Genomic DNA, 20,677 nt, shown 5'->3' with positions numbered 1-20,677 from the left:
TGTTGTAAAAGTAAGGAAAATGGGGTAATGTGCCGCCAATCAATCGATCCGCAGGTAGACAAAGAAAATGCCAGTTTTATATTATTATAAATGATAATTTGAATAAATGAGGGAATATGGGCAAAATAAAAATGTCCCCCACTAAGCGGGGGACTAACGATATTAAAAACCATATTAAAACGACATTAAATAGTATGAGTGATGAGCCCATCGCGGAGCTTTGGCTCAAACCAGGTACTTTTGGGCGGCATCACATTGCCACTGTCGGCAATATCAAATAATTGCTGAATGGTAACGGGGTACAAGGCAAATGCTACTTTCATTTCCCCGCTGTCTACACGTTTTACCAATTCCCCGAGTCCGCGGATGCCTCCTACAAAGTCGATGCGTTTATCAGTGCGCTGGTCTTTGATGCCCAGCAGTTTGTCGAGTATATTATTGGAAAGGATGGTTACATCCAGGATGCCAATTGGGTCGGTGGTATAAGTGCCCTCTTTGGCTACGAGGCGGTACCATTTGCCTTCCAGGTACATGCTGAATTCATGCAGCATGGTGGGCTGTTGTGGCAGATGACCGATTTCTTCAACCGTGAAATCGTAGTCGAGCCGGGACAACAAGGCTTCTTTACTCAAACCGTTGAGGTCTTTTACCACCCGGTTGTAGTCCAGGATAGCCAGCTGGCTGGCCGGGAATATGGTGGTGAGGAAGTAGTTGACCGGATTTTCTATAGAAGTGATTTTGCCGGCAGCTTCAAATTCTTTTTGTACCAGGCTGGCGGAGGCGGCGCGGTGATGCCCGTCAGCAATATAGGTACAAGGCACTTTCTCCGCAAAGAGGGTCGTGATGTCCTGAACGGCTGAAGGTGTATTTACCACCCAAACGGTGTGCTGGATGCCATCATCGGCAGTGAAATCGTATACCGGCTTGTTATGCTCCTGCCAGCGGTCTATCAGGGCATTTAATTCCGGTACATCGTTGTAAGCCAGGAATACGTTCCCGGTTTGTGCCTTGGTAGTTTTAATATGATTGATCCGGTCCAGTTCTTTGTCGGGCCGGGTAAATTCATGTTTTTTAATGATACCGTTGTTGTAATCGGTTATAGCCGAAACGCATACCAGGCCGGTTTGTGCGCGACCGTTCATTACCAGCTTATAGATATAATAGGCGGGTTGTGCTTCTGCGAAAAGTACACCTTCCTGCACCAGGCGGTGGAGGTTTTCTGCAGCCTTATCATATACCTGCTGACTATGGGTATCAATATTTTCGGGTAAATCTATTTCAGATTTAGAAACATGATAATATGAATGCGGGTTACCGGCTGCAGCGATGCTGGCCTCTTCCGAACTGAGTACGTCGTAAGGTCTTGCTGCTACCTGGGCGGCCAATGCTTCTTTGGGTCTTAATCCATTAAATGGTCTGATAATAGCCATGATATAGATATATAATTTTTGAGGGTAAATGTTATAATTAAAAATAACGATTTATCCCTAACGAATTACGGAGTTACGGGGAGTTATCTATAAAATAACTATCCGCAACTCCGTAAAGAGAGATATCTTAATTTTTTATCAGGCCTTTTTCAGGGAGAAATATTTCATGGCTTCTACCATCACTTCTACACTTTCATAAGGCAGGGCATTATACATCGATACGCGGAAGCCGCCGGAGAGACGGTGTCCTTTGATACCAACAATGTCTTCTTTCTTACAGAATTTCAGGAATTCTTCCTCCATTTCCGGTTTATCCATAATAAAGCAGGCGTTCATCTTGCTACGGTCTTCTTTTGCCACGGTGCCACGGAACAGTGGATTATGGTCAATTTCATCGTACAGCAAGGCTGCTTTTTTATCATTAACTTTTTCAATGGCAGGAATACCGCCCTGTTCTTTCAGCCAGCGCAGTGTAAGCATGCTGATGTATACAGCAAAAACGGGAGGGGTGTTGAGCATGGAACCATTTTCAATATGATTGCGGTAATCCATGATACCGGGTATCTTACGGGAATTCACTTTGCCCAGGATGCTCTTGCGTACGGCTACCATGGTAGCGCCGGCAGCGCCCATGTTTTTCTGTACACCGGCATAAATCAGCGAGTACTTGTTAAAGTCCATGCTGCGGCTCATGATGTCGCTACTCATATCAGCTACCAGGGGTACGTCGGTCACCGGGGTCAAATGCCATTGGCTACCATAAATGGTATTGTTGGTAGTGATGTGCAGGTAGCTGGCCTGCGGCGGAATGGTGAACTGCTTTGGAATGTGATTGTAGTTGCTTTCTTTAGAGCTGGCTACTACATCAACGTAACCAAACACTTTGGCTTCTTTGATGGCCTTGTTGGACCATACGCCGGTATCTACATACGCCGCTGTTTCACTGCTTTCCAGCAGATTCATAGGCACCTGCATAAACTGCGTGGTAGCTCCTCCATGTAAGAAGAGTACCTCAAAGTCGTCATCAAGCTGCATCAATTCCCTCACCAGGTTGCGCGCCTCGTCCATCACCGCGATAAACGGTTCCGTTCTGTGACCAATTTCCAGTATCGACATGCCTGACCCTTCAAAGTCAATCAGCGCTTTACTGGCTTTGTACAATACCTCGTTGGGTAATACAGAAGGACCTGCGTTAAAATTATGCACCTTCATGTTGCGATTCAGATTAAATTCATTTTTTGATCTTTCCACTTTGTTTTGGTTTTTCTAAGGAAACGGAAAAAAAACGGCACGGGTATTTTAAAACCTGTAAGGCGCGTGGTGTAGGATAGGCTAAAAGATGGTATGGGCAAAGATAAAATTTCTTTTCTAATTATTTAGAATTACTATAAATATTTTAGCGCTCTTACTCTTCTCTGACGGTTAAATTCCCTTTCCCCCACTGCTGTTGCAGCTGTTCAAATGCCTGTAACTCCGATGGGGTAAGGGTTGTATGGCTCAATGCCTGCAGGGACGGCTGCCCTGCATTGACCCAGGCGGTATACCAGGCAGCGGCTACCGCGCCAATGGCCTGCCGCATGCGGCGCTCTACCATGTCTCCCATAGACCTTGCATATGCTTTCGTATAGTCGTCAGCATAAGTGCGTACCAACACGCCATTCCGGTTTTCATAAGCAAACCGGCGGGCTGGTGGAAACGCCTGGCTCAGCTGCTTCTCGCATCTTAACACTGTATCTGCCGCCATGCCGCTTACCCGGATCACGTCCCAGATATACTTCCGCGGCTCCGCGATATATATGGCTTTCCCGGCCCAGTAGCTGAATTCCTCGTCGGCCAGCAACTCAGGGATACGCGACTCCCACAAACCGTGGATGCCGGTTTGCCCTGTCAGCTGCCCATTATGATTGGAACAGGCATGCAATGGTACATGCGCATCCGCCATGTAATGGCCCAATTCGGCCGATAAACGCAGGATGCGCTGCTGGTCCCTGTCGCGGAACGCAGCAGTGAGCAAAGCCAGCATCTTTTCAAGATGCCAGGGTAAGATACCATTGCGACGCAGCGTATCGGCCGTGTACCGCGCTACCGCATCAGCCCAGTTCCTGGGGATATTGTTATACGGCGGTGTATCAAACAAATCAATGTCTATGAAATGCCGCGGCGCCTCCGCCGCTACTGCATACCGGCGCTTATCAGGGTCAGTGGCATGCGTGGTAAGGTACTCCAGCTGCGGCTTATACAATACCATCATCTCCGGCGGCAGGCAAAATACCGCCAGCCGGTTAATACGCTGATGCGCGAAAAAGCCCCATGCACCAGCATCGGTATATGATAATATTATTACACTAAAGATTACGGTAATACGTAAACGGGATTGGGTTAACATATAGCTATATTTTTGGGTACACGAATATAGCTATTTTACCAGTCCCAATATCCAACGGGTCGCGTTATTTAACACCACCCGTTGAATACCGGAATAATTAAATATTTGTTACACCTCCGCTTACGGCAAACTTCATCGCTTCGCCTGCAGAGATGTTGGTCAACGGTTTTACCCTTTCTTTCGGGACCATAAAAACTTTACCGGTAATGGCATACGCATGCGGTACATACACGGCCATATAGCCCTCCAGCCCCAGGCTGCTGACATCGCTCTGGGTAATGAACCCCATTTCCCACACATCTATCCCGTAAATCTGCACCAATACCGGGTGATCAAACTTTTTCTTCTCACCCACAAAAGCATCAAAAACGTCCTTGATGGAGGTATAAATGTATTTTATGAATGGAGTACGCTCCAGTAAATGATCAAACAGATCGAAGATCCGCCCGATAATAAAGGAGGAGCTAAGATAACCCACCACAACGATCAACAGCAATACCAACGCAAATCCCACTCCCTTGTATTTCAGGAAACTGAAGGAGGCATCCTCCGGGATGATCTCCTTGGGTATTATATTGTCGATGGTAACGAAAGCCCAGTATAAGGTTAACGCCGTAATCCCTATCGGTGCCAGGATGAGTAATCCCTGGAAGAAGTAACGCAACAGTCTCGATGCAAATACTTTAAATCTAAGCTTTGGCGACATGGTTCAAGATTAGACTGCAAATTAGACAATAAAGCGCAAAGCTGAAAGCTACCACTGCTTAAATGAATGTTACTACATGTAAAAAATAATTACTGGAAACTTTGGAAGTTTGGAAAGTTTCCATAGTTTTGTGCAGCATAACAAAGGTTATCCTGAAACAAGTATGGAAGTACAGGAACGCATCATGGACACGGCTTTTGGCCTGTTTCGTCAATTTGGTACCCGCTCTATCACCATGGACGATATCGCCGAAAGAATGGGCATCTCCAAAAAAACACTGTATGCTCATTTCACCGATAAAGATGATATGGTGACCCAAACCATTGACCGGTTCATCGTGCAGGTGAAAGAAGAGTGCTTTACAGACAGGGAGCAATCTAAAGATGCAATACAGGAGCTGTTCCTGGTAATGGACATGCTGGATCGCCGGATACGTAACATGAACCCGGTTATTATCCTCGATCTGCAAAAGTTTCACTCAAAAGCCTATCAACTGTTCCTGGACTACCAGAATAATACACTTACCACCATGATCCGCGAAAACCTGGAAAGAGGTATCCGCGAAAAGGTGTACCGCCCGGACCTGGACATTAAAATATTAACACAGTACCGGATCCATGCCTGCATGATTTGTTTTCAACCCGAAGTCTTCCCCGCAGGCTATGATATGATGAAAGTGCAGAAAGTATTGTTGGAAAATTTTTTATACGGGGTGGCTTCTCTGGAAGGATACCAGCTTATTGAAAAATATAAACAACTATCGCAAAATAAATAATACTATGCTATCAATCAAAAGGCTCACCAGTATGGCTTTTGTCGGATGGTTGCTGTTTATGGGTACTGCCGCCATTGCCCAGCAGCAGGTAAACCCGGAGCCCATCAGCCTGTCTGCCCAACAAGCGGTAGACTATGCGCTGGCTAACCAGAGCTCCGTCAAAACCGCTAAACTGGACGAACTGATTCAGCTGGCCAAGAACAAAGAGGTGGCCGGCATGGCGCTGCCATCCGTTGCAGGAACCGGCTCCTATCAGTACAATCCAATCGTTCAGAAACAATTGTTCAATACCCGGAACTTTGGTTCTCCTGTCGATTCCTTTACTGCCGTATCATTCCAGCTTAAAAACAACCTGCTGGGTGAGCTCCGGGTAACCCAAACACTCTTCGATCCCAGCGTACTCGTAGCCCTGCAGGCCCGCAAAACACTGGAAATACTGGTGGCGCAGAACGTCGCCAAAGCGGAAATAGATGTAAAATCTACCGTATACAAAGCCTATTATAATGTACTCTCCGCCAATAAAGCATTGGCTATTCTGTCTGAAAATATTGCCTCCCTGGAAAAAATCCTCGGAGAAACCAAAGAAATCTATAAAAACGGGATGGCAGAAAAGCTGGACGTAGACAGGCTGGTAGTACAATACACCAACCTGCAAACGGAACAAACCAAACTCCGCAACCTGGTTGAACTTGGTACCGCCTCCCTGAAATACCAGATGGGCATGCCGTTGAAACAGCCTATAACGTTAACGGATACACTTTCTACAGAAAAGATTGTAGCCGACGTGCTGGACATGGACAAATTCGATTATTCCCAACGTATAGAATACCAGTTGCTCCAGACCCAGAAGAAAGCGAATGAATATGATCTGAAAAGATATAAGATGAAAGCACTGCCATCCCTGCAATTGTTTGGCGCTACCGGTGCGCTCCGGGGCAGCGATAAATTCGACTACTTCCAGAGCCAGGTTTGGTACGGGTATGTAAATACAGGACTGAACCTGTCTGTTCCCATCTTCACCGGGCTACAGCGCAAACGGCAGGTAGACCAGGCGTGGCTGGCAGTAAAGAAAAGTGAAGTAGCTATTGAAAATACCAAGCTGGGAATCGATCTCGAAAGAGAACAATCTTCCTCCACTTTCCGCAACAACGTATTGACGCTGGAAGCACAGGAAAAGAATATGCAACTGGCACAGGACGTGTACCACACCACACAGGTGAAATACAGGGAGGGCGTAGGTTCCAGCCTGGAGATGACCACTGCGGAAAATGATCTGCTCACCGCGCAGAATAACTATTTCACCGCGTTGTTCAACGCCATCGTCGCAAAAATAGATCTGCTGAAATCATACGGCAAACTATAGCTTAATTATTACAATCACTATTCACTACAACTCATATGACAACAAGATATTCTTTCCTGGTTCCCTTCCTCGCTTTGGTACTGGCTTCCTGTGGTGGTGGCGAGAATAAAGCAGCAAAACTGCAACAGTTGAAGCAGGAGAAAGTGAAGTATAATGAAGATATCGACAAGAAGATTGCCGCACTTGAAAAAGAAGCAGGCGTGAAAGATACCGTACTCAAAATGAAAGATGTAACGGTATCAGAAGTAAAAGATACCTTATTCGAACATTATATCGATGTACAGGGTAGTGTAGATGCCCGTGAAAACGTAAACGTTTCTGCCCGCGTACCTGGTGTAATTACCAGCATCCTCGTAAGAGAAGGACAACAGGTAGCCCAGGGACAAACACTGGCACAGGTAGACGACCAGGTACTTAGAGCCAATATGGCCGAACTCCGCACCCAGATGGACCTGGCTAATACTCTCTTCGAAAAACAAAAGAACCTCTGGGCACAGAAAATAGGTTCTGAAGTACAATACCTGAACGCTAAAAACCAAAAGGAAAGCCTGGAAAGGAAAATGGCCACCCTCCAGGACCAACAGGCGCAAACCCGCATCATTGCTCCTATCAGCGGTACTGTAGACGCGGTGATCGCTAAAGTAGGAGATAATGCTGCCCCGGGCACACCTGCCTTCCGCGTGGTAAATGCTAACAACCTGAAAGTAACCGCCAACGTGGCGGAAGCCTATGCCGGCTTTTTGAAAACAGGAGATGCCGTTATTATCGCCTTCCCGGATATTGACCGGGAAATACGGAGCAATATCGGCTTCGCCTCCCGGACCATCGATCCGCTGAGCCGGACCATCAAAATTGAAGTACCGCTGAAACCCGATAATGTACTGCGTCCTAACATGATTGCGCACATCCGGATTGTTGACTACACCGCTAAAAATGCAGTTGTGATCCCGGTAAGCGTTATCCAGTACACCGCCGGAAAGCCATACGTAATCGTAGCGCAGAACACCAACGGTAAGATGATCGCCCAACGCAAAAACATCGAAATGGGCCGCACGTACAACGATAAAGCAGAAGTGAGAAGCGGGTTGACCAACGGTGATAAAATTGTGACTACCGGTTTTCAGGGGCTGAATGATAACGACCTGATTAAATTATAAAGCTGGCGATAACGGCTAAAACCAAGTGTATGCAAGATAATCTCCATAAAGAATTTAAGCCTACCAGCTGGGCCATTGATAACAAGGTAAGCGTATACGTTGCCACCATTATCATTGCACTTGCCGGTATTCTTACCTATAATAGCCTGCCAAAGGAACAGTTTCCTGAGGTAGTGTTCCCGCAGTTCTATATCAACACCATCAACGCCGGTACTTCTCCGGAAGATATGGAAACGACGGTAACCAAACCTATCGAAAAACAACTCAACGGCATCTCCGGTGTAAAGAAGATCAAAAGTACTTCTATGCAGGACTTCTCTGCTATCACCATCGAGTTCAACGCCAATGAAGATATAGAAGCGGCCCGTCAGCAGGTACGCGAAAAAGTAGATGATGCTAAAAAAGATCTGCCACAGAACCTGACCCAGGAACCGCAGATCGTGAAGATTGACGTATCGCAGATTCCCATCATGAACGTGAACCTGTCGGGTGATTTCGATCTGCAAACCCTGAAGAAGTATGCAGATGATATGAAGGACCGCATCGAAGCGCTCAATGAAATTACCCGTGTGGACCTGGTAGGTGAGCTGGAACGCGAAATCCAGATCAATGTGGATAAATACAAGATGGATGCGGCCCAGATCAGCTTTGACGATATTATTGGCGCTATACAGGGCGAAAACATTACCATCTCCGGTGGCCTCGTGGCCATGGATGGTCAGAAACGTACGCTCAGTGTAAAAGGTGAATATAAAGACCCGGGCAAGATTGGGAATATCATTGTACGCGGACAATCCGGCGCCACCGTTTACCTGAAAGATGTAGCTACGGTGGTAGACGGCTTCCTGGAACAGGAAAGCTATGCCCGCCTCCGGGGAAAGAACGTAATTACCCTCAACGTTATTAAACAGAGCGGAAAAAACCTGATCGACGCATCTGATAAGATCCAGGCCATCACCAAGGATATGAAGGAAAATTACTTTCCTAAAAACCTGGAAGTGACCGTCACGGCCGATCAGTCGAAATCTACCCGCGTAACCCTGCACGACCTGATTAATACCATCATTATCGGATTCCTGCTGGTAACAGTGATCCTCATGTTCTTCATGGGGGCAGTGAATGCGATCTTCGTTGCCCTGTCGGTGCCTATCTCCATGTTCATCGCATTCCTGCTGATGCCGATGTATGGGTTTACGCTCAACATGATGGTTCTGTTCTCGTTCCTGCTGGCATTGGGTATCGTGGTGGATGATGCGATTGTGGTGATAGAAAACGTACACCGTATTTATAATGAACGAAGGGATCTGGGTATTGTGAAAGCCGCCAAGATAGCGGCGGGAGAGGTGTTCCTGCCGGTATTCTCGGGTACCCTCACGGTACTGGCGCCGTTCTTCCCCCTGCTTTTCTGGCCCGGGGTAATCGGTAAGTTCATGTTCTACCTGCCGGTAACCCTCATCACTACGCTGGGAGCCTCCCTGATCGTGGCTTATATCATTAACCCGGTATTTGCGGTAGATTTCATGGATAGGCATGAAGGCGAAAATCACCCTAAACCCAGGTTCGATAAGAAGTTTGCTATTCTTTCCGGCGTATTCGCCTTTATAGCCCTGATGGGATATGCCAATGGCAGCGTGGGCACAGGCAACTTTGTCATATTCGTATACCTGCTGATTGTACTGGAACGTTTCTGGTTGGGTGGCGTGGCCCGCCGCTTCCAGCACAACTTCTGGCCCAGAGTACAGGAACGCTACAAACGTATTTTGAAATGGTGTTTATTGGGATGGCGCCCGGTATGGATTGTGATAGCTACTTTCGGATTGCTGATTTTCAGTATTATGCTAACAGCTATACGAAATCCGAAAGTGGTATTCTTCCCGCAGGCCGATCCTAACTTCATTTATACCTATATAGAATTACCAAATGGTACCGACCAGAAATATACAGATTCCATTACCAGTATCGTGGAAAGCCGCATTACCAAAGTGGTAGGTGCTAAGAACCCGATCGTTGAATCTATTATTTCCAATGTGGCTAAAGGCGCCGGAGATCCTTCCCAGATGGACCTGAGCGTACAGCCGCAGAAAGGTAAGGTAACCGTTGCCTTCGTGGAATTTAGTGCCAGGAACGGGCAATCCACCGTACAATACCTGGACAAGATCCGTGAAGCGGTAAAGGGTATACCTGGAACGAATATCACGGTAGAGCAGGAGCAGGGCGGACCGCCAACCGGTAAGCCGATCAATATTGAAATCAGTGGCGATAACTTCGATGAGCTCACCAGCACGTCGTTCCGGCTTAAACGTTACCTCGATTCCCTGCAGATTGGTGGGGTGGAAGAGCTGAAAAGCGATTTCGAAGCCAATAAACCGGAAATCGTGGTGAACATCGACCGGGAACGGGCCAATGCCCAGGGAATCTCTACCCGCCAGATCGGAGGGGCTTTGCGTACGGCCTTGTTCGGGTTTGAAGCCTCCAAGATCCGTGATGCGAAAGACGAATACAAGATCATGGTACGATTGAGGGAAGATCAGCGTAATAATATTAATAACCTGATGAACCTGAACCTGGTATACCGGGATATGAATATGGGAGGCGTGGTTCGCCAGGTACCTTTGTCGGCAGTAGCGGATATCCACTATTCCAATACCTATGCGGGTATCAAACGTATTGACCAGAAAAGGGTGATTACGTTGTATTCCAACGTGTTGACCGGCTTTAATGCCAATGAAGTAGTGCAGCATATCGAAACATCGCTGCATGATTTCAGTCACCCGGCTTCCGTATTGATTAAGATGACCGGGGAGCAGGAAGACCAGCAGGAAACCATGAACTTCCTGATGATGGCGATGCTGGGGGCTTTTGGATTGATTTTAATGATCATGGTAACCCAGTTTAACTCGATTGGCCGTCCGATGGTCATTTTTATGGAAATATTATTCAGTATCATAGGGGTATTCCTTGGGTTCTCCATCTTTAAGATGAGCATTTCCATTGTAATGACCGGGGTAGGTATTATGGCCCTGGCAGGCATTGTGGTACGTAATGGTATCGTGTTGGTAGAGTTTACCGATTTGCTGATCCAGCAGAATATGCCGGTATATGATGCGGTAGTGGAAGCGGGTAAAACCCGTATGACGCCGGTAATATTGACCGCTATAGCGGCTATATTGGGACTGATTCCTTTGGCCGTGGGCTTTAATATTGACTTTGCTTCCCTGTTCAGCGAGTTTAATCCGCATATTTTCTTTGGGGGAGATAACGTGGCATTCTGGGGACCTTTAGCCTGGACCATGGTATTCGGGCTCGTGTTTGCCACGTTCCTGACCCTGATCCTGGTACCGGTGATGTATGCGATGAACAAACGGTCTATCGATGTGCTGGATCGGTATAACCTGCCCCGGTGGCTTAAATATGTGCCTTTCCTGGTGCTGGTGATGAAGATATTTATGAAGCGCGATGAAGTGAGGAAGATGCATGATCCTAAGTATCTGTCGCCCAAGCCCTATCGTTTCTTCCCTGAGCCTGAAGCTACCGTAGAGGAAATACGGGGTAAGAAAAAGGTAGATGGCATCTCTGTGAATTAAGTTTTTTTTCAATACAGTGTAACAGTTGTAGGTTAACAGTCTCCGTCCCGATTCTTCGGGACGGATTTTTTTTGTATATTCGGGCTGGAAATAGATTTTTCTTCTCATTAACAAATTTTAACATTTGGAATGAGTGGCATTTGAATAGCCTTTATTACTTTTGACCCACAGACAATTGACACGTTACTAGCCATATACAGCCTTAGCCTTATATGCCATATGATAATTAAGCAATAAAATATTAAGAGACAGTCTGTTTTAAATAGTTGGTTAGGCCATTTAGCCTGTAATGAGAGATAGATATATTACAATAATAGTATAGGGGATAACTTGACAAAACCAAAGTACCGCCATTAAGAGAGAAAACTAAGGCGTAAGATTGGAAGACCATGGAGTACGTAGCGACGTTGGCTTTTGCCAGAGAAAGGGACCAACAGGATCCTCTACATAAATTCAGAGATCAATTTTATTTTCCACAGCGTAACGGGAAGGATGCGATTTATTTATGTGGTAACTCGCTCGGATTACAACCTAAGAACGTGAAGGTGGCTATAGAACAGGAACTGGCGGATTGGCAGCAATGTGCGGTGGAGGGTTATTGGAAGGCTAAAAATCCCTGGTTATATTATCAGCAATACTGCAGTAAACCGTTGATGGGCTTATTAGGAGCCAGCCAGCAGGAGTTGACGGTAATGAATACGCTGACGGTGAACCTGCATTTAATGATGTTAAGTTTTTACCGGCCAAACAAACAGCGGTTTAAAGTGTTAATGGAAGCAGGAGCATTTCCGAGTGACCAATACGCAGTTGAAACGCAGGTAAAGTTCTTTGGATTTGACCCGGAAAGTGCAGTGATAGAAGTTTCTCCCCGACCAGGAGAAAGTTTGATAAGATTAGAAGATATTTTGGAGATTATTAACCGGGAAAGTGATAGCTTAGCGCTGGTTTTATTTGGAGGTATAAATTACTATACCGGACAGTTTTTTGATATCCCCGCTATAACAGCTGCTGCTCACGAGGCAGGTGCTTACGCAGGTTTCGACCTGGCACATGTAGCTGGAAATATACCGGTAGAATTGCACAATTGGGACGTAGATTTTGCCGTTTGGTGCTCTTATAAGTACCTGAATGGCGGTCCTGGCGCGGTAGGAGGCGCATTTGTGCATGAGAAACATGCCAGCAACCGTGATTTTCTTAGATTAGGAGGCTGGTGGGGCAATGAAGAGAGTGCACGTTTTAAAATGGAAAAGGGGTTTGTGCCTAAAAAAGAAGCTGAAGGATGGCAACAAAGCACCGCTCAGGTGTTTAATATGGTAAGCCTGAAAGCATCCCTGGAATTATTTGAAGCGGCCGGTATCGGCGCTTTACTTAGCAAAAGCATTGGAATGACTGGTTATCTTGCGTTCCTGCTGCAACAGTTAAAAGGCATAAACTTCCAGATTATAACACCGGAAAATTGTAATGAACGCGGCGCTCAACTATCTTTGCTGTTTATGAACAGCGGTAAAGAAATACATCAACGGATGACCGATGCCGGTATAATCGTTGACTGGAGAGAGCCTGGAGTTATCAGGGTATCACCGGCACCCCTGTATAATTCCTATCAGGACGTATTTCATTTTTATGAAATCATAGCAAATATTGCTTCAAACGCTTAATTAAGTAAGATGAATTTTGAGAGAAACGAACGCCCCCGCAGGCCTTATTCTCCTGATACCAACAAAGAGAATGATCCCAATAAGGAGAAAGGCGATGACAAACCCAACTTAAACAACGAGCGGGAAGGCGGCAAACCCGACTACAACAGTGGCGGCTCTGAAGGGCGCTCTGGTTACAATCGTGAAGGCGGATATCGTCCGCGTACAGATTACAATCGTGATGGCGGCTATAACCGTGATGGTGGCTACAACCGTGAAGGCGGCGGGTATGACCGCGGCGGCGGTGGTGGTTACGATCGTGGTGGTGGCTACAACCGTGGCGGCGGCGGATATGATCGCGGCGGCGGTGGTTACAACCGTGAAGGTGGTGGCGGCTACAACCGTGAAGGCGGTGGTGGCGGTTACGATCGCGGTGGCGGTGGTTACAACCGTGAAGGTGGTGGCGGCTACAATCGTGAAGGCGGTGGTGGCGGTTACGATCGCGGTGGCGGTGGCTACAACCGTGAAGGTGGTGGCGGCTACAATCGTGAAGGCGGTGGTGGTGGCTACAACCGTGAAGGTGGTGGTGGCGGCTATAATCGCGGTGGCGGTGGTGGCGGTTACGATCGCGGCGGTGGTGGCGGTGGCTACAACCGTGGCGGTGGTGGCGGTGGCTACGATCGCGGCGGTGGCGGCGGTGGTTACAACCGTGGCGGCGGTGGCGGTGGCTACGATCGCGGCGGCGGTGGCGGTGGTTACAACCGTGGCGGCGGTGGCGGTGGCTACAATCGCGGTGGCGGTGGTGGTGGCTTCAATCGCGGCGGCGGAAGCCCAAGACAGGGTGGAAGACCTCAACGCTTTGAACCTAAACCAGATAATAAAATTTACTTTATCGCCCTCCTGCCAACTGCAGAAGTAGGTAAAGAAATTATAAAGATCAAACAGGAATTTGCAGAACAATACGGTCCTATGTACGCACTGAAAGTGTTGCCGCATATTACCCTGCAGGTACCTTTCACGGCTGATCCGGCACTGGAAAAAGCTTTCTGCGACGAACTGACAGAGTTTGCCAAAACACAGGCTCCTTTTGAAGTGTCCCTGAAAGGCTTCGGTACTTTCCCGAACAAACAAAACCGTGTACTCTTCATCAACGTGGAAAAGAGTGAAACCATGTCGGCTATGCACCGTCAACTGATCAACTTCCTGCGTAAGGAATTTGGCTTCAGTACCATGCTGGCACGTACAGGATTTACACCACACGTTACCGTGGCCTTTAAAGACCTGGAAGATGACCAGTTTAATAAAGCATGGCCCGAATATGAAAACAAGGAATACGAGGCTACCTTTAAGGTAAATAACCTCTACTTCCTCCGTCACAACGGAAAATCATGGGAAGTGCTGCAGAAATGCAAATTAGGTGGCGCCTGATAAAGGAACCATCCTCAAATAATAAAGGCCTCCGCAGATGCGGGGGCCTTTTCGTTATAAACACAGACAGTATAACTATGTAGGCTATACGAAATTATTGCTTGATAATTTTTCCGGAACCTTTTACATCGGCTATCAAACTGGCTTCCCCGGTGTAGAAAATATTCCCGCTTCCATAAATCCTCGCCTCCAGGTTTTTATGCACATACACCGCATGATCGCCGGAACCCCGGATGGTAATAATCGCATTCTGCGCCTCCAGGTTCATCGCTGCTATCTTCCCGCTCCCATTGATCTCACTGTTCAAGGTAGTAGCCAGTCCTTTCAATCCAATATTCCCCGACCCATTAACAGTGGTGTTCAGGTCCCCTGTATTCAGCACCAGAGAGGCATCCCCGCTGCCGTTTAGCTCATACTTGAAAAGGGAAGTATGTATGGTATCCTTATTATCTAAAGAACCGCTGCCATCAAATTTCACCCGCTGAAAAATGGAGTTGTGCACATATATCTTTATGGGCAAATGACGGCGCAGGTTTACCCGGTTACGCAAACGCACAAACAAACTGTTGTTGTGGATACCCGTTTCTATTACACCAATAATATTGTCTTCTGCACGGATCTCCACAGCGCCATTGCCTTCCTGTATTAGCCGTACTTCAAAAGGCCCTGATACCTCCAGGTCGGTGAATGCACCCACATTGCGGGTTTCCTTCACCACATTGCCAGATCCGGAAATATTGTCCTTGTTGCAGCTGGACAGTATAATACTGAAGATCACTATCATTAATAGTAGCCATCCGATACTTAAACTGGTATATGTGATAATAAATTGCTTCTTCATAATTGCTGTTTTAAGGGGTCGATTTAAAAAATGACGTATACCAACAGCGATACCCCTATGGCGCAGTTAAATTTCCCGGGAGTGGCTAAATAAGAAAGGAGAGAAATGGGCAGGGGATATAATCATCCGTATAAAAGAAATAAGCCGGCCGTACAGACGTACGGAACCGGCTTTTTGATTAACCCCTATGAAAACAAACTATTGCTCTTGTTGAATATCGTTCTCAGTTAATTTACACTGGTAGTAACAGTTGTAGGCTTATTCAAAGTCTTTGCTTCCTGCTCCTCAAGATGTAAAGTATCTGATGTTATGGATCGATTTTGCAATTACGGTGCCATAATATTTCAAGCTCCTGCATTTAACATATCTTTTGGAAGATATTAACAAAACAACGGGATCGATTATCCGCAAATAAAAAAGCCGCCACCTGGTGGGTGACGGCTTTCAAGTGTATTGAAGAAGTGATTATCTTCTGTTCAACTTACTCAGCAGGCGCAATATTTCCAGGTATAACCAAACCAGGGTTACCATTAACCCGAAGGAAGCATACCATTCAAAATATTTAGGTGCACCCTGTGCAGCTCCCTGTTCAATCATATCAAAGTCGAGGATCAGGTTCAGGGCTGCAATACCCACCACAACGAGTGAAAAAAGAATACCGAAAGTACCACTGCTGTGGATTAACGGCATTTCAATATGAAACAAACGCAGTACCAGGGCTATCAGGTAGAAAACAGCAATACCCAGGGTAGCAGTCATTACAATAGCTTTAAAACGTTCTGTTGCCCGGATAACTCCCGTGCGGTACAATACCAGCATGGCGATAAAAGTACCAAAGGTAAGTCCAACCGCCTGTAACACGATACCGTGCCATTGGGCTTCAAAAATTGCGGAGATAGCACCCAGGAATAATCCTTCTGCCAACGCATAGGCAGGAGCCAGGTAACCAGCCCATTCTTTTTTGAAAATAATCACCATGGCAAGTATAAAACCACCAATAGCGCCACCTATAGCCAGCGGCATCACCGAGCTGCCGTTTCTGAAAAATTGACCCCAGGAAAAAACTGCCGCTGCCATCAATAACAGCAACATAAAGGACATTTTGTTAACAGTACCACGGATAGTCATGGTTTCTCCCACCATATGAGGAGCTTTGTCAAACACACTTTGTTTCAGTACAGGGTTATTCGATTGAAATAGTGCCATAAAGTATAGTTTAAATTTATGGGTTAAAAATACGATTTGATTTAATACCAGGGCGTTTATATCCCTCAAATCCGGCCAAAATTAGCATTTTTATAACCAATAACTTCATGTTATCACCCATAACAATAAGTAATGAGCGGCCCGGCTTTAAGCCATAATAGTCTACTAAAGTTGTGTACTTTTGTAATCGGATCGGGAATAATATTGCCTCATAGCACAATAACACCGGCCGATTACCTAAATTTACATCTTTAAATAAAGAATACCTTTAAAAGAATAAATAGATGCCTAATACTTCGATTCAACAGCTGGAGGATGTAGTGATAAAATTTGCGGGTGACAGTGGAGATGGGATGCAGTTAACAGGTACCCAGTTTTCAAATAATACCGCTTTATTTGGTAATGACCTCAGCACATTCCCGGATTTTCCGGCCGAAATACGTGCCCCAATAGGAACCTTACCAGGTGTGAGTGGTTTCCAGCTACATTTTTCATCTAACAGGATATTCACCCCTGGAGATGCCTGCGATGTGCTCGTAGCCATGAATGCGGCTGCGTTGAAGGCTAACCTCAAGGGACTCAAAAAAGGAGGCATCATCCTGGCCAATACTGATGGCTTTGATGCTAAAAACCTCCGTCTCGCCAACTATCCGGAAGGAGTAAATCCCCTGGAAGATGGTTCACTGGCAGCTTACCAGCTGCATACCATGGACGTTACCAAAATGACCAGGGAAGCCCTGAAAGATTCTTCCCTCGGCATGAAAGAGAAAGACCGGGCCAAAAACATGTTTGTACTGGGCTTCCTCTACTGGCTGTACGACCGTAACATGGAAAATACCGAAACGTTCCTCAAAGAGAAATTCGGAAAAAAACCAGAAATACTGGAAAGCAACCTGAAAGTGCTGCATGCCGGCTATAACTTTGCCGACACCGTAGAAGCCTTTACCACCCGCTATCGCGTGGAAAAAGCCCGCATGGAACCCGGCACCTACCGCAGTATTACCGGTAACACGGCGCTGGCCTACGGCCTCGTAGCCGCTTCACAGAAAGCTGATCTGCCACTGTTCCTGGGTACTTACCCCATTACACCGGCTTCCGATATCCTGCACGAATTGAGCCGCTTCAAGAATTTTGGTATCCGTACCTTCCAGGCGGAAGACGAAATAGCCGGTATTACTTCCGCTATCGGCGCTTCCTATGGCGGACATATGGGAATTACCACTACTTCCGGTCCGGGTATGGCACTGAAAGGCGAAGCCATGGGTTTGGCGGTAATGCTCGAAATTCCGCTTTTAATTGTTGACATTCAACGTGGAGGACCTTCTACCGGCCTACCTACCAAAACGGAACAATCCGACCTTTTACAGGCTTATTATGGCCGTAACGGCGAATGTCCGATGCCGGTGATCTCGGCTTCTACACCAGCAGATTGCTTCGACGCCGTTTTTGAAGCATTTCGTATCGCAGTGCAACACATGACACCGGTTATCTTCCTCAGCGATGGATACATTGCCAACGGTTCAGAACCCTGGCGCTTCCCTAAAGCAGCCGATCTGCCGCAGATTGCAGTGAAGTTTAAGAAAGGACTGGAGGAAGGAGAGGAGCAATTCCTGCCTTACCACCGCGATGAAAACCTGGTACGACCCTGGGCCGTGCCCGGCACTCCCGGCCTGGAACACCGTATCGGTGGACTCGAAAAGCAAAATATCACTGGTAACGTAAGCTACGATCCGGAAAATCACCAGCTAATGGTGAAAATTCGCCAGGAGAAAGTTGATAAAATAGCAGAACATATTCCACTGCAGAAGATAGAGCTGGGTCCGGAAAAAGGTAAAGTGCTCGTACTCGGCTGGGGATCAACCTACGGCGCTATCAAGAGTGCCGTACTGGACCTGCTGGCCGAAGGACACGAAGTGGCGCATGTACACATCCGCCATATCCGCCCCTTCCCGAAGAACCTCGGCGAAATTCTGCACAGCTACGATAAAGTGCTGATTCCGGAAATCAATAACGGTCAATTGATCAAAATTATCCGCGACCAGTTTCTGATCGATGCACATGGTTATAATAAGATCATGGGCGTACCCATCACTAAAGGCGAACTGGTTACCAAGATCAAAGAAATGCTGGCTTAGTCTGCCAGTCACCAGATATTATTTATGGCACACAATAAAAAATCCTGTCTATCGTGACAGGATTTTTTGTATTTTCCTATATGGGGAGAGGATTTACAGCTACCTATCTCTATAAAAAATATTTTTTGATCAAGCCAGGTATTATGAATAACCTTTTTCGTGTATTGTTTACCGTTATAACATCAGCTGTACTGTATGCGCAGGCATATGCACAAACCAATACTTTCGAAGTACGCGTAGCTAACCATGCAGTCGGCACCATAGAAGCTAACAGGAAAGTAAACGGGCAAACAAAAAGCATCGTTATCAAAACACGTATACAAGTGATGTTGTCTAAGGTAAACAGCGACATCGTAAATGAATACAGTAACAACGTGCTCAATACGGCCAAATCTTCCCGGATCACTAAAAATGGGGAAGATAAGCAAACACTTACCCGTCGTAACGGGAAAGAATATACGATTATAGTCAATGGTGAAAAGTCAACGCTGGACAATGCCGAAATAGAAGCCTGCGTGGCAGATCTCTATTTTGCGGAGCCCAAGCAGCTGAGCCGGGTCTTCTCCGAAACACTCGGGCTATTTCTGCCGGTGAAGTCAATAGGTGGGGGCATGTATGAACTCATATTACCCGAAGGAAGAAAGAACGTATATAAATATGAAAACGGTACACTGGTACTGGTAGAAGTAAACCATTCCTTTGGTAAAGCCATCTTCGTAAAAGTGAGTTAAATACAAAGCATCTCTATAAAAGCAAAAGGGTTATGTGATCGCATAACCCTTTTGCTTTTATAGAAATCAATGAATATTAATGAGCCTCCTTACTTTGCTTACTATCTCTGAAAAATAACATAAACAGCACCAGTACCACTGCGGCAATACCCGCAGGAATTAGCCAGATATGCTGCCAGTTATGGCCATTAGCTGTTTTATAAGACTCCACGATAGGACCGGAAATTAAAAATCCGATCAGCATACCTACGCCGTAAGTGGCCAGCGTTACAAAACCCTGGGCAGAGCTCTTGAATTCTTCTCCCGCTATTTTATCTGTATAAATCTGACCGGTTACAAAGAAGAAATCATAACAGATGCCATGGAGCACAATACCTGCAATCAGCATCCAGTAATTGGCATCAATATTTCCATAGGCAAACAGGGTATACCGGATTACCCAGGCCAGCATACCTAATCCCAGCATCTTCTTTACGCCCAGGCGCGCAAAGAACAGGGGCATTACCAACATAAACAGGAACTCCGACATTTGACCCATAGATTGCTTGCCGGCAGCGGCATTCATGCCTATCTCATTCAAAAATGGGTTGGTGAAATTATAATAGAATGCCAGCGGGATACAGATGGCGATAGAGGACAGGAAAAACAATAGGTAAGAACGGTTTTTCAACATGCGAATAGCATCCAGTCCCAGGATTTCCCTGACAGAAATTTCCGTGCCTTTCTTTGCTGGTGGCGTTTTGGGCAGGGTAAAGCTGAACACCCCCAATAATACAGATGCTGCTGTGGCCATTTTAAAGGTGAGGTCGAGTGAATTGGTTTTTTCCCAGTTCAGCCAACCGATCAACAGGCCTGCAATGATCCAGCCTACGGTACCGAATACACGAATAAAAGAAAACTCCTTGCTGGGATCACTCATTTGCCGGAAGGAAATAGAATTTACCAGCGCCAGTGTAGGCATGTAGAGGATCATATACGCCAGCAGCAACGGGTAAAAACTATCGAAGCTAGTCATGCCGGAACAGGTCCACAACAGCGCAGCTCCCAGCAGATGGATGACGCCCAGGATAATTTGTGCGGAAATAAAACGATCGGCAATAATACCTACAATGAACGGGGCTATCACCGCACCAATAGACTGGGTCAGAAATGCCACTCCCACCTGGCTGTCGGTGGTGCCTTGCAGATTCTTCAGCACGAAAGTGCCCAATGTAACAAACCAGGCTCCCCAGATAAAGAATTCGAGGAACATCATAAACGATAGTTGTACCCTAACAGCTAATCTCATAACGACTAAT

The 20,677-nt window shown here is 46.5% G+C and carries 15 protein-coding genes; 8 read left to right on the top strand and 7 right to left on the bottom strand.

Going from position 1 to position 20,677, the window contains the following annotated elements; translation table 11 throughout:
- Window positions 1–185: 185 nt before the first annotated feature.
- From HGH91_RS07910 to HGH91_RS07895, 4 genes are all read right to left on the bottom strand, one after another.
- Window positions 186–1,430: a DUF1015 domain-containing protein gene (locus tag HGH91_RS07910; RefSeq protein ID WP_168737944.1), complete on the bottom strand. Its 1,245-nt coding sequence runs from the start codon at window positions 1,428–1,430 to the stop codon at window positions 186–188.
- A gap of 138 nt (window positions 1,431–1,568) precedes the next feature.
- Window positions 1,569–2,681 (bottom strand): 3-phosphoserine/phosphohydroxythreonine transaminase, encoded by a 1,113-nt coding sequence (serC, locus tag HGH91_RS07905; protein WP_317166813.1) that lies wholly within the window; start codon window positions 2,679–2,681, stop codon window positions 1,569–1,571.
- 154 nt (window positions 2,682–2,835) lie between these two features.
- The gene (locus tag HGH91_RS07900; protein WP_211092246.1) at window positions 2,836–3,816 is read right to left on the bottom strand and encodes a zinc dependent phospholipase C family protein; all 981 of its coding nucleotides are present in this window, start codon (window positions 3,814–3,816) and stop codon (window positions 2,836–2,838) included.
- 97 nt (window positions 3,817–3,913) lie between these two features.
- Window positions 3,914–4,522, bottom strand: coding sequence for a DUF502 domain-containing protein (locus HGH91_RS07895; RefSeq protein ID WP_168737943.1), 609 nt, complete (start codon window positions 4,520–4,522; stop codon window positions 3,914–3,916).
- 109 nt (window positions 4,523–4,631) lie between these two features.
- On the opposite strand from HGH91_RS07895, the gene HGH91_RS07890 reads away from it, so the two are divergent.
- The 6 genes from HGH91_RS07890 to HGH91_RS31205 all read left to right on the top strand — a co-directional run bounded on the left by HGH91_RS07890 (window position 4,632) and on the right by HGH91_RS31205 (window position 14,466).
- Window positions 4,632–5,297 carry a TetR/AcrR family transcriptional regulator gene (locus HGH91_RS07890; protein WP_168737942.1) on the top strand — a complete coding sequence of 222 codons (666 nt, stop codon included), beginning with the start codon at window positions 4,632–4,634 and terminating at the stop codon, window positions 5,295–5,297.
- A gap of 4 nt (window positions 5,298–5,301) precedes the next feature.
- Window positions 5,302–6,660, top strand: coding sequence for a TolC family protein (locus HGH91_RS07885; RefSeq protein WP_168737941.1), 1,359 nt, complete (start codon window positions 5,302–5,304; stop codon window positions 6,658–6,660).
- Between the two features lie 35 nt (window positions 6,661–6,695).
- Window positions 6,696–7,817 carry an efflux RND transporter periplasmic adaptor subunit gene (locus HGH91_RS07880; protein WP_168737940.1) on the top strand — a complete coding sequence of 374 codons (1,122 nt, stop codon included), beginning with the start codon at window positions 6,696–6,698 and terminating at the stop codon, window positions 7,815–7,817.
- Window positions 7,818–7,846: 29 nt separating this feature from the next.
- Entirely contained in the window at window positions 7,847–11,401 is a 3,555-nt protein-coding gene (locus HGH91_RS07875) for an efflux RND transporter permease subunit (RefSeq protein WP_168737939.1), read from the top strand.
- Window positions 11,402–11,790: 389 nt separating this feature from the next.
- Entirely contained in the window at window positions 11,791–13,059 is a 1,269-nt protein-coding gene (kynU, locus tag HGH91_RS07870) for a kynureninase (RefSeq protein ID WP_168737938.1), read from the top strand.
- 9 nt (window positions 13,060–13,068) lie between these two features.
- Entirely contained in the window at window positions 13,069–14,466 is a 1,398-nt protein-coding gene (locus HGH91_RS31205) for a 2'-5' RNA ligase family protein (RefSeq protein ID WP_247651690.1), read from the top strand.
- Window positions 14,467–14,560: 94 nt separating this feature from the next.
- On the opposite strand, the gene HGH91_RS07855 is transcribed toward HGH91_RS31205, so the two are convergent.
- Together HGH91_RS07855 and HGH91_RS07850 are read right to left on the bottom strand one after the other, a co-directional pair.
- Window positions 14,561–15,307: a head GIN domain-containing protein gene (locus tag HGH91_RS07855; RefSeq protein ID WP_168737937.1), complete on the bottom strand. Its 747-nt coding sequence runs from the start codon at window positions 15,305–15,307 to the stop codon at window positions 14,561–14,563.
- A gap of 465 nt (window positions 15,308–15,772) precedes the next feature.
- Entirely contained in the window at window positions 15,773–16,513 is a 741-nt protein-coding gene (locus HGH91_RS07850) for a Bax inhibitor-1/YccA family protein (RefSeq protein WP_168737936.1), read from the bottom strand.
- Between the two features lie 284 nt (window positions 16,514–16,797).
- Between HGH91_RS07850 and HGH91_RS07845 the strand changes: the two genes are divergently transcribed.
- Window positions 16,798–18,648: a 2-oxoacid:acceptor oxidoreductase subunit alpha gene (locus HGH91_RS07845; protein WP_168737935.1), complete on the top strand. Its 1,851-nt coding sequence runs from the start codon at window positions 16,798–16,800 to the stop codon at window positions 18,646–18,648.
- A 53-nt stretch (window positions 18,649–18,701) separates the two neighbouring features.
- Window positions 18,702–19,379 (top strand): DUF6134 family protein, encoded by a 678-nt coding sequence (locus tag HGH91_RS07840; protein WP_168737934.1) that lies wholly within the window; start codon window positions 18,702–18,704, stop codon window positions 19,377–19,379.
- Window positions 19,380–19,455: 76 nt separating this feature from the next.
- Here HGH91_RS07840 and HGH91_RS07835 read toward each other — a convergent pair whose 3' ends face one another.
- Complete coding sequence (locus tag HGH91_RS07835) at window positions 19,456–20,667, bottom strand: nucleoside permease (RefSeq protein WP_168737933.1); 1,212 nt, start codon at window positions 20,665–20,667, stop codon at window positions 19,456–19,458.
- Window positions 20,668–20,677 lie beyond the last annotated feature (10 nt).

Origin of the sequence: Chitinophaga eiseniae, from assembly GCF_012641265.1 — a bacterium.
GTDB lineage: Bacteria > Bacteroidota > Bacteroidia > Chitinophagales > Chitinophagaceae > Chitinophaga > Chitinophaga eiseniae_A.
This window is presented reverse-complemented; position numbering and strand designations above follow the sequence as displayed.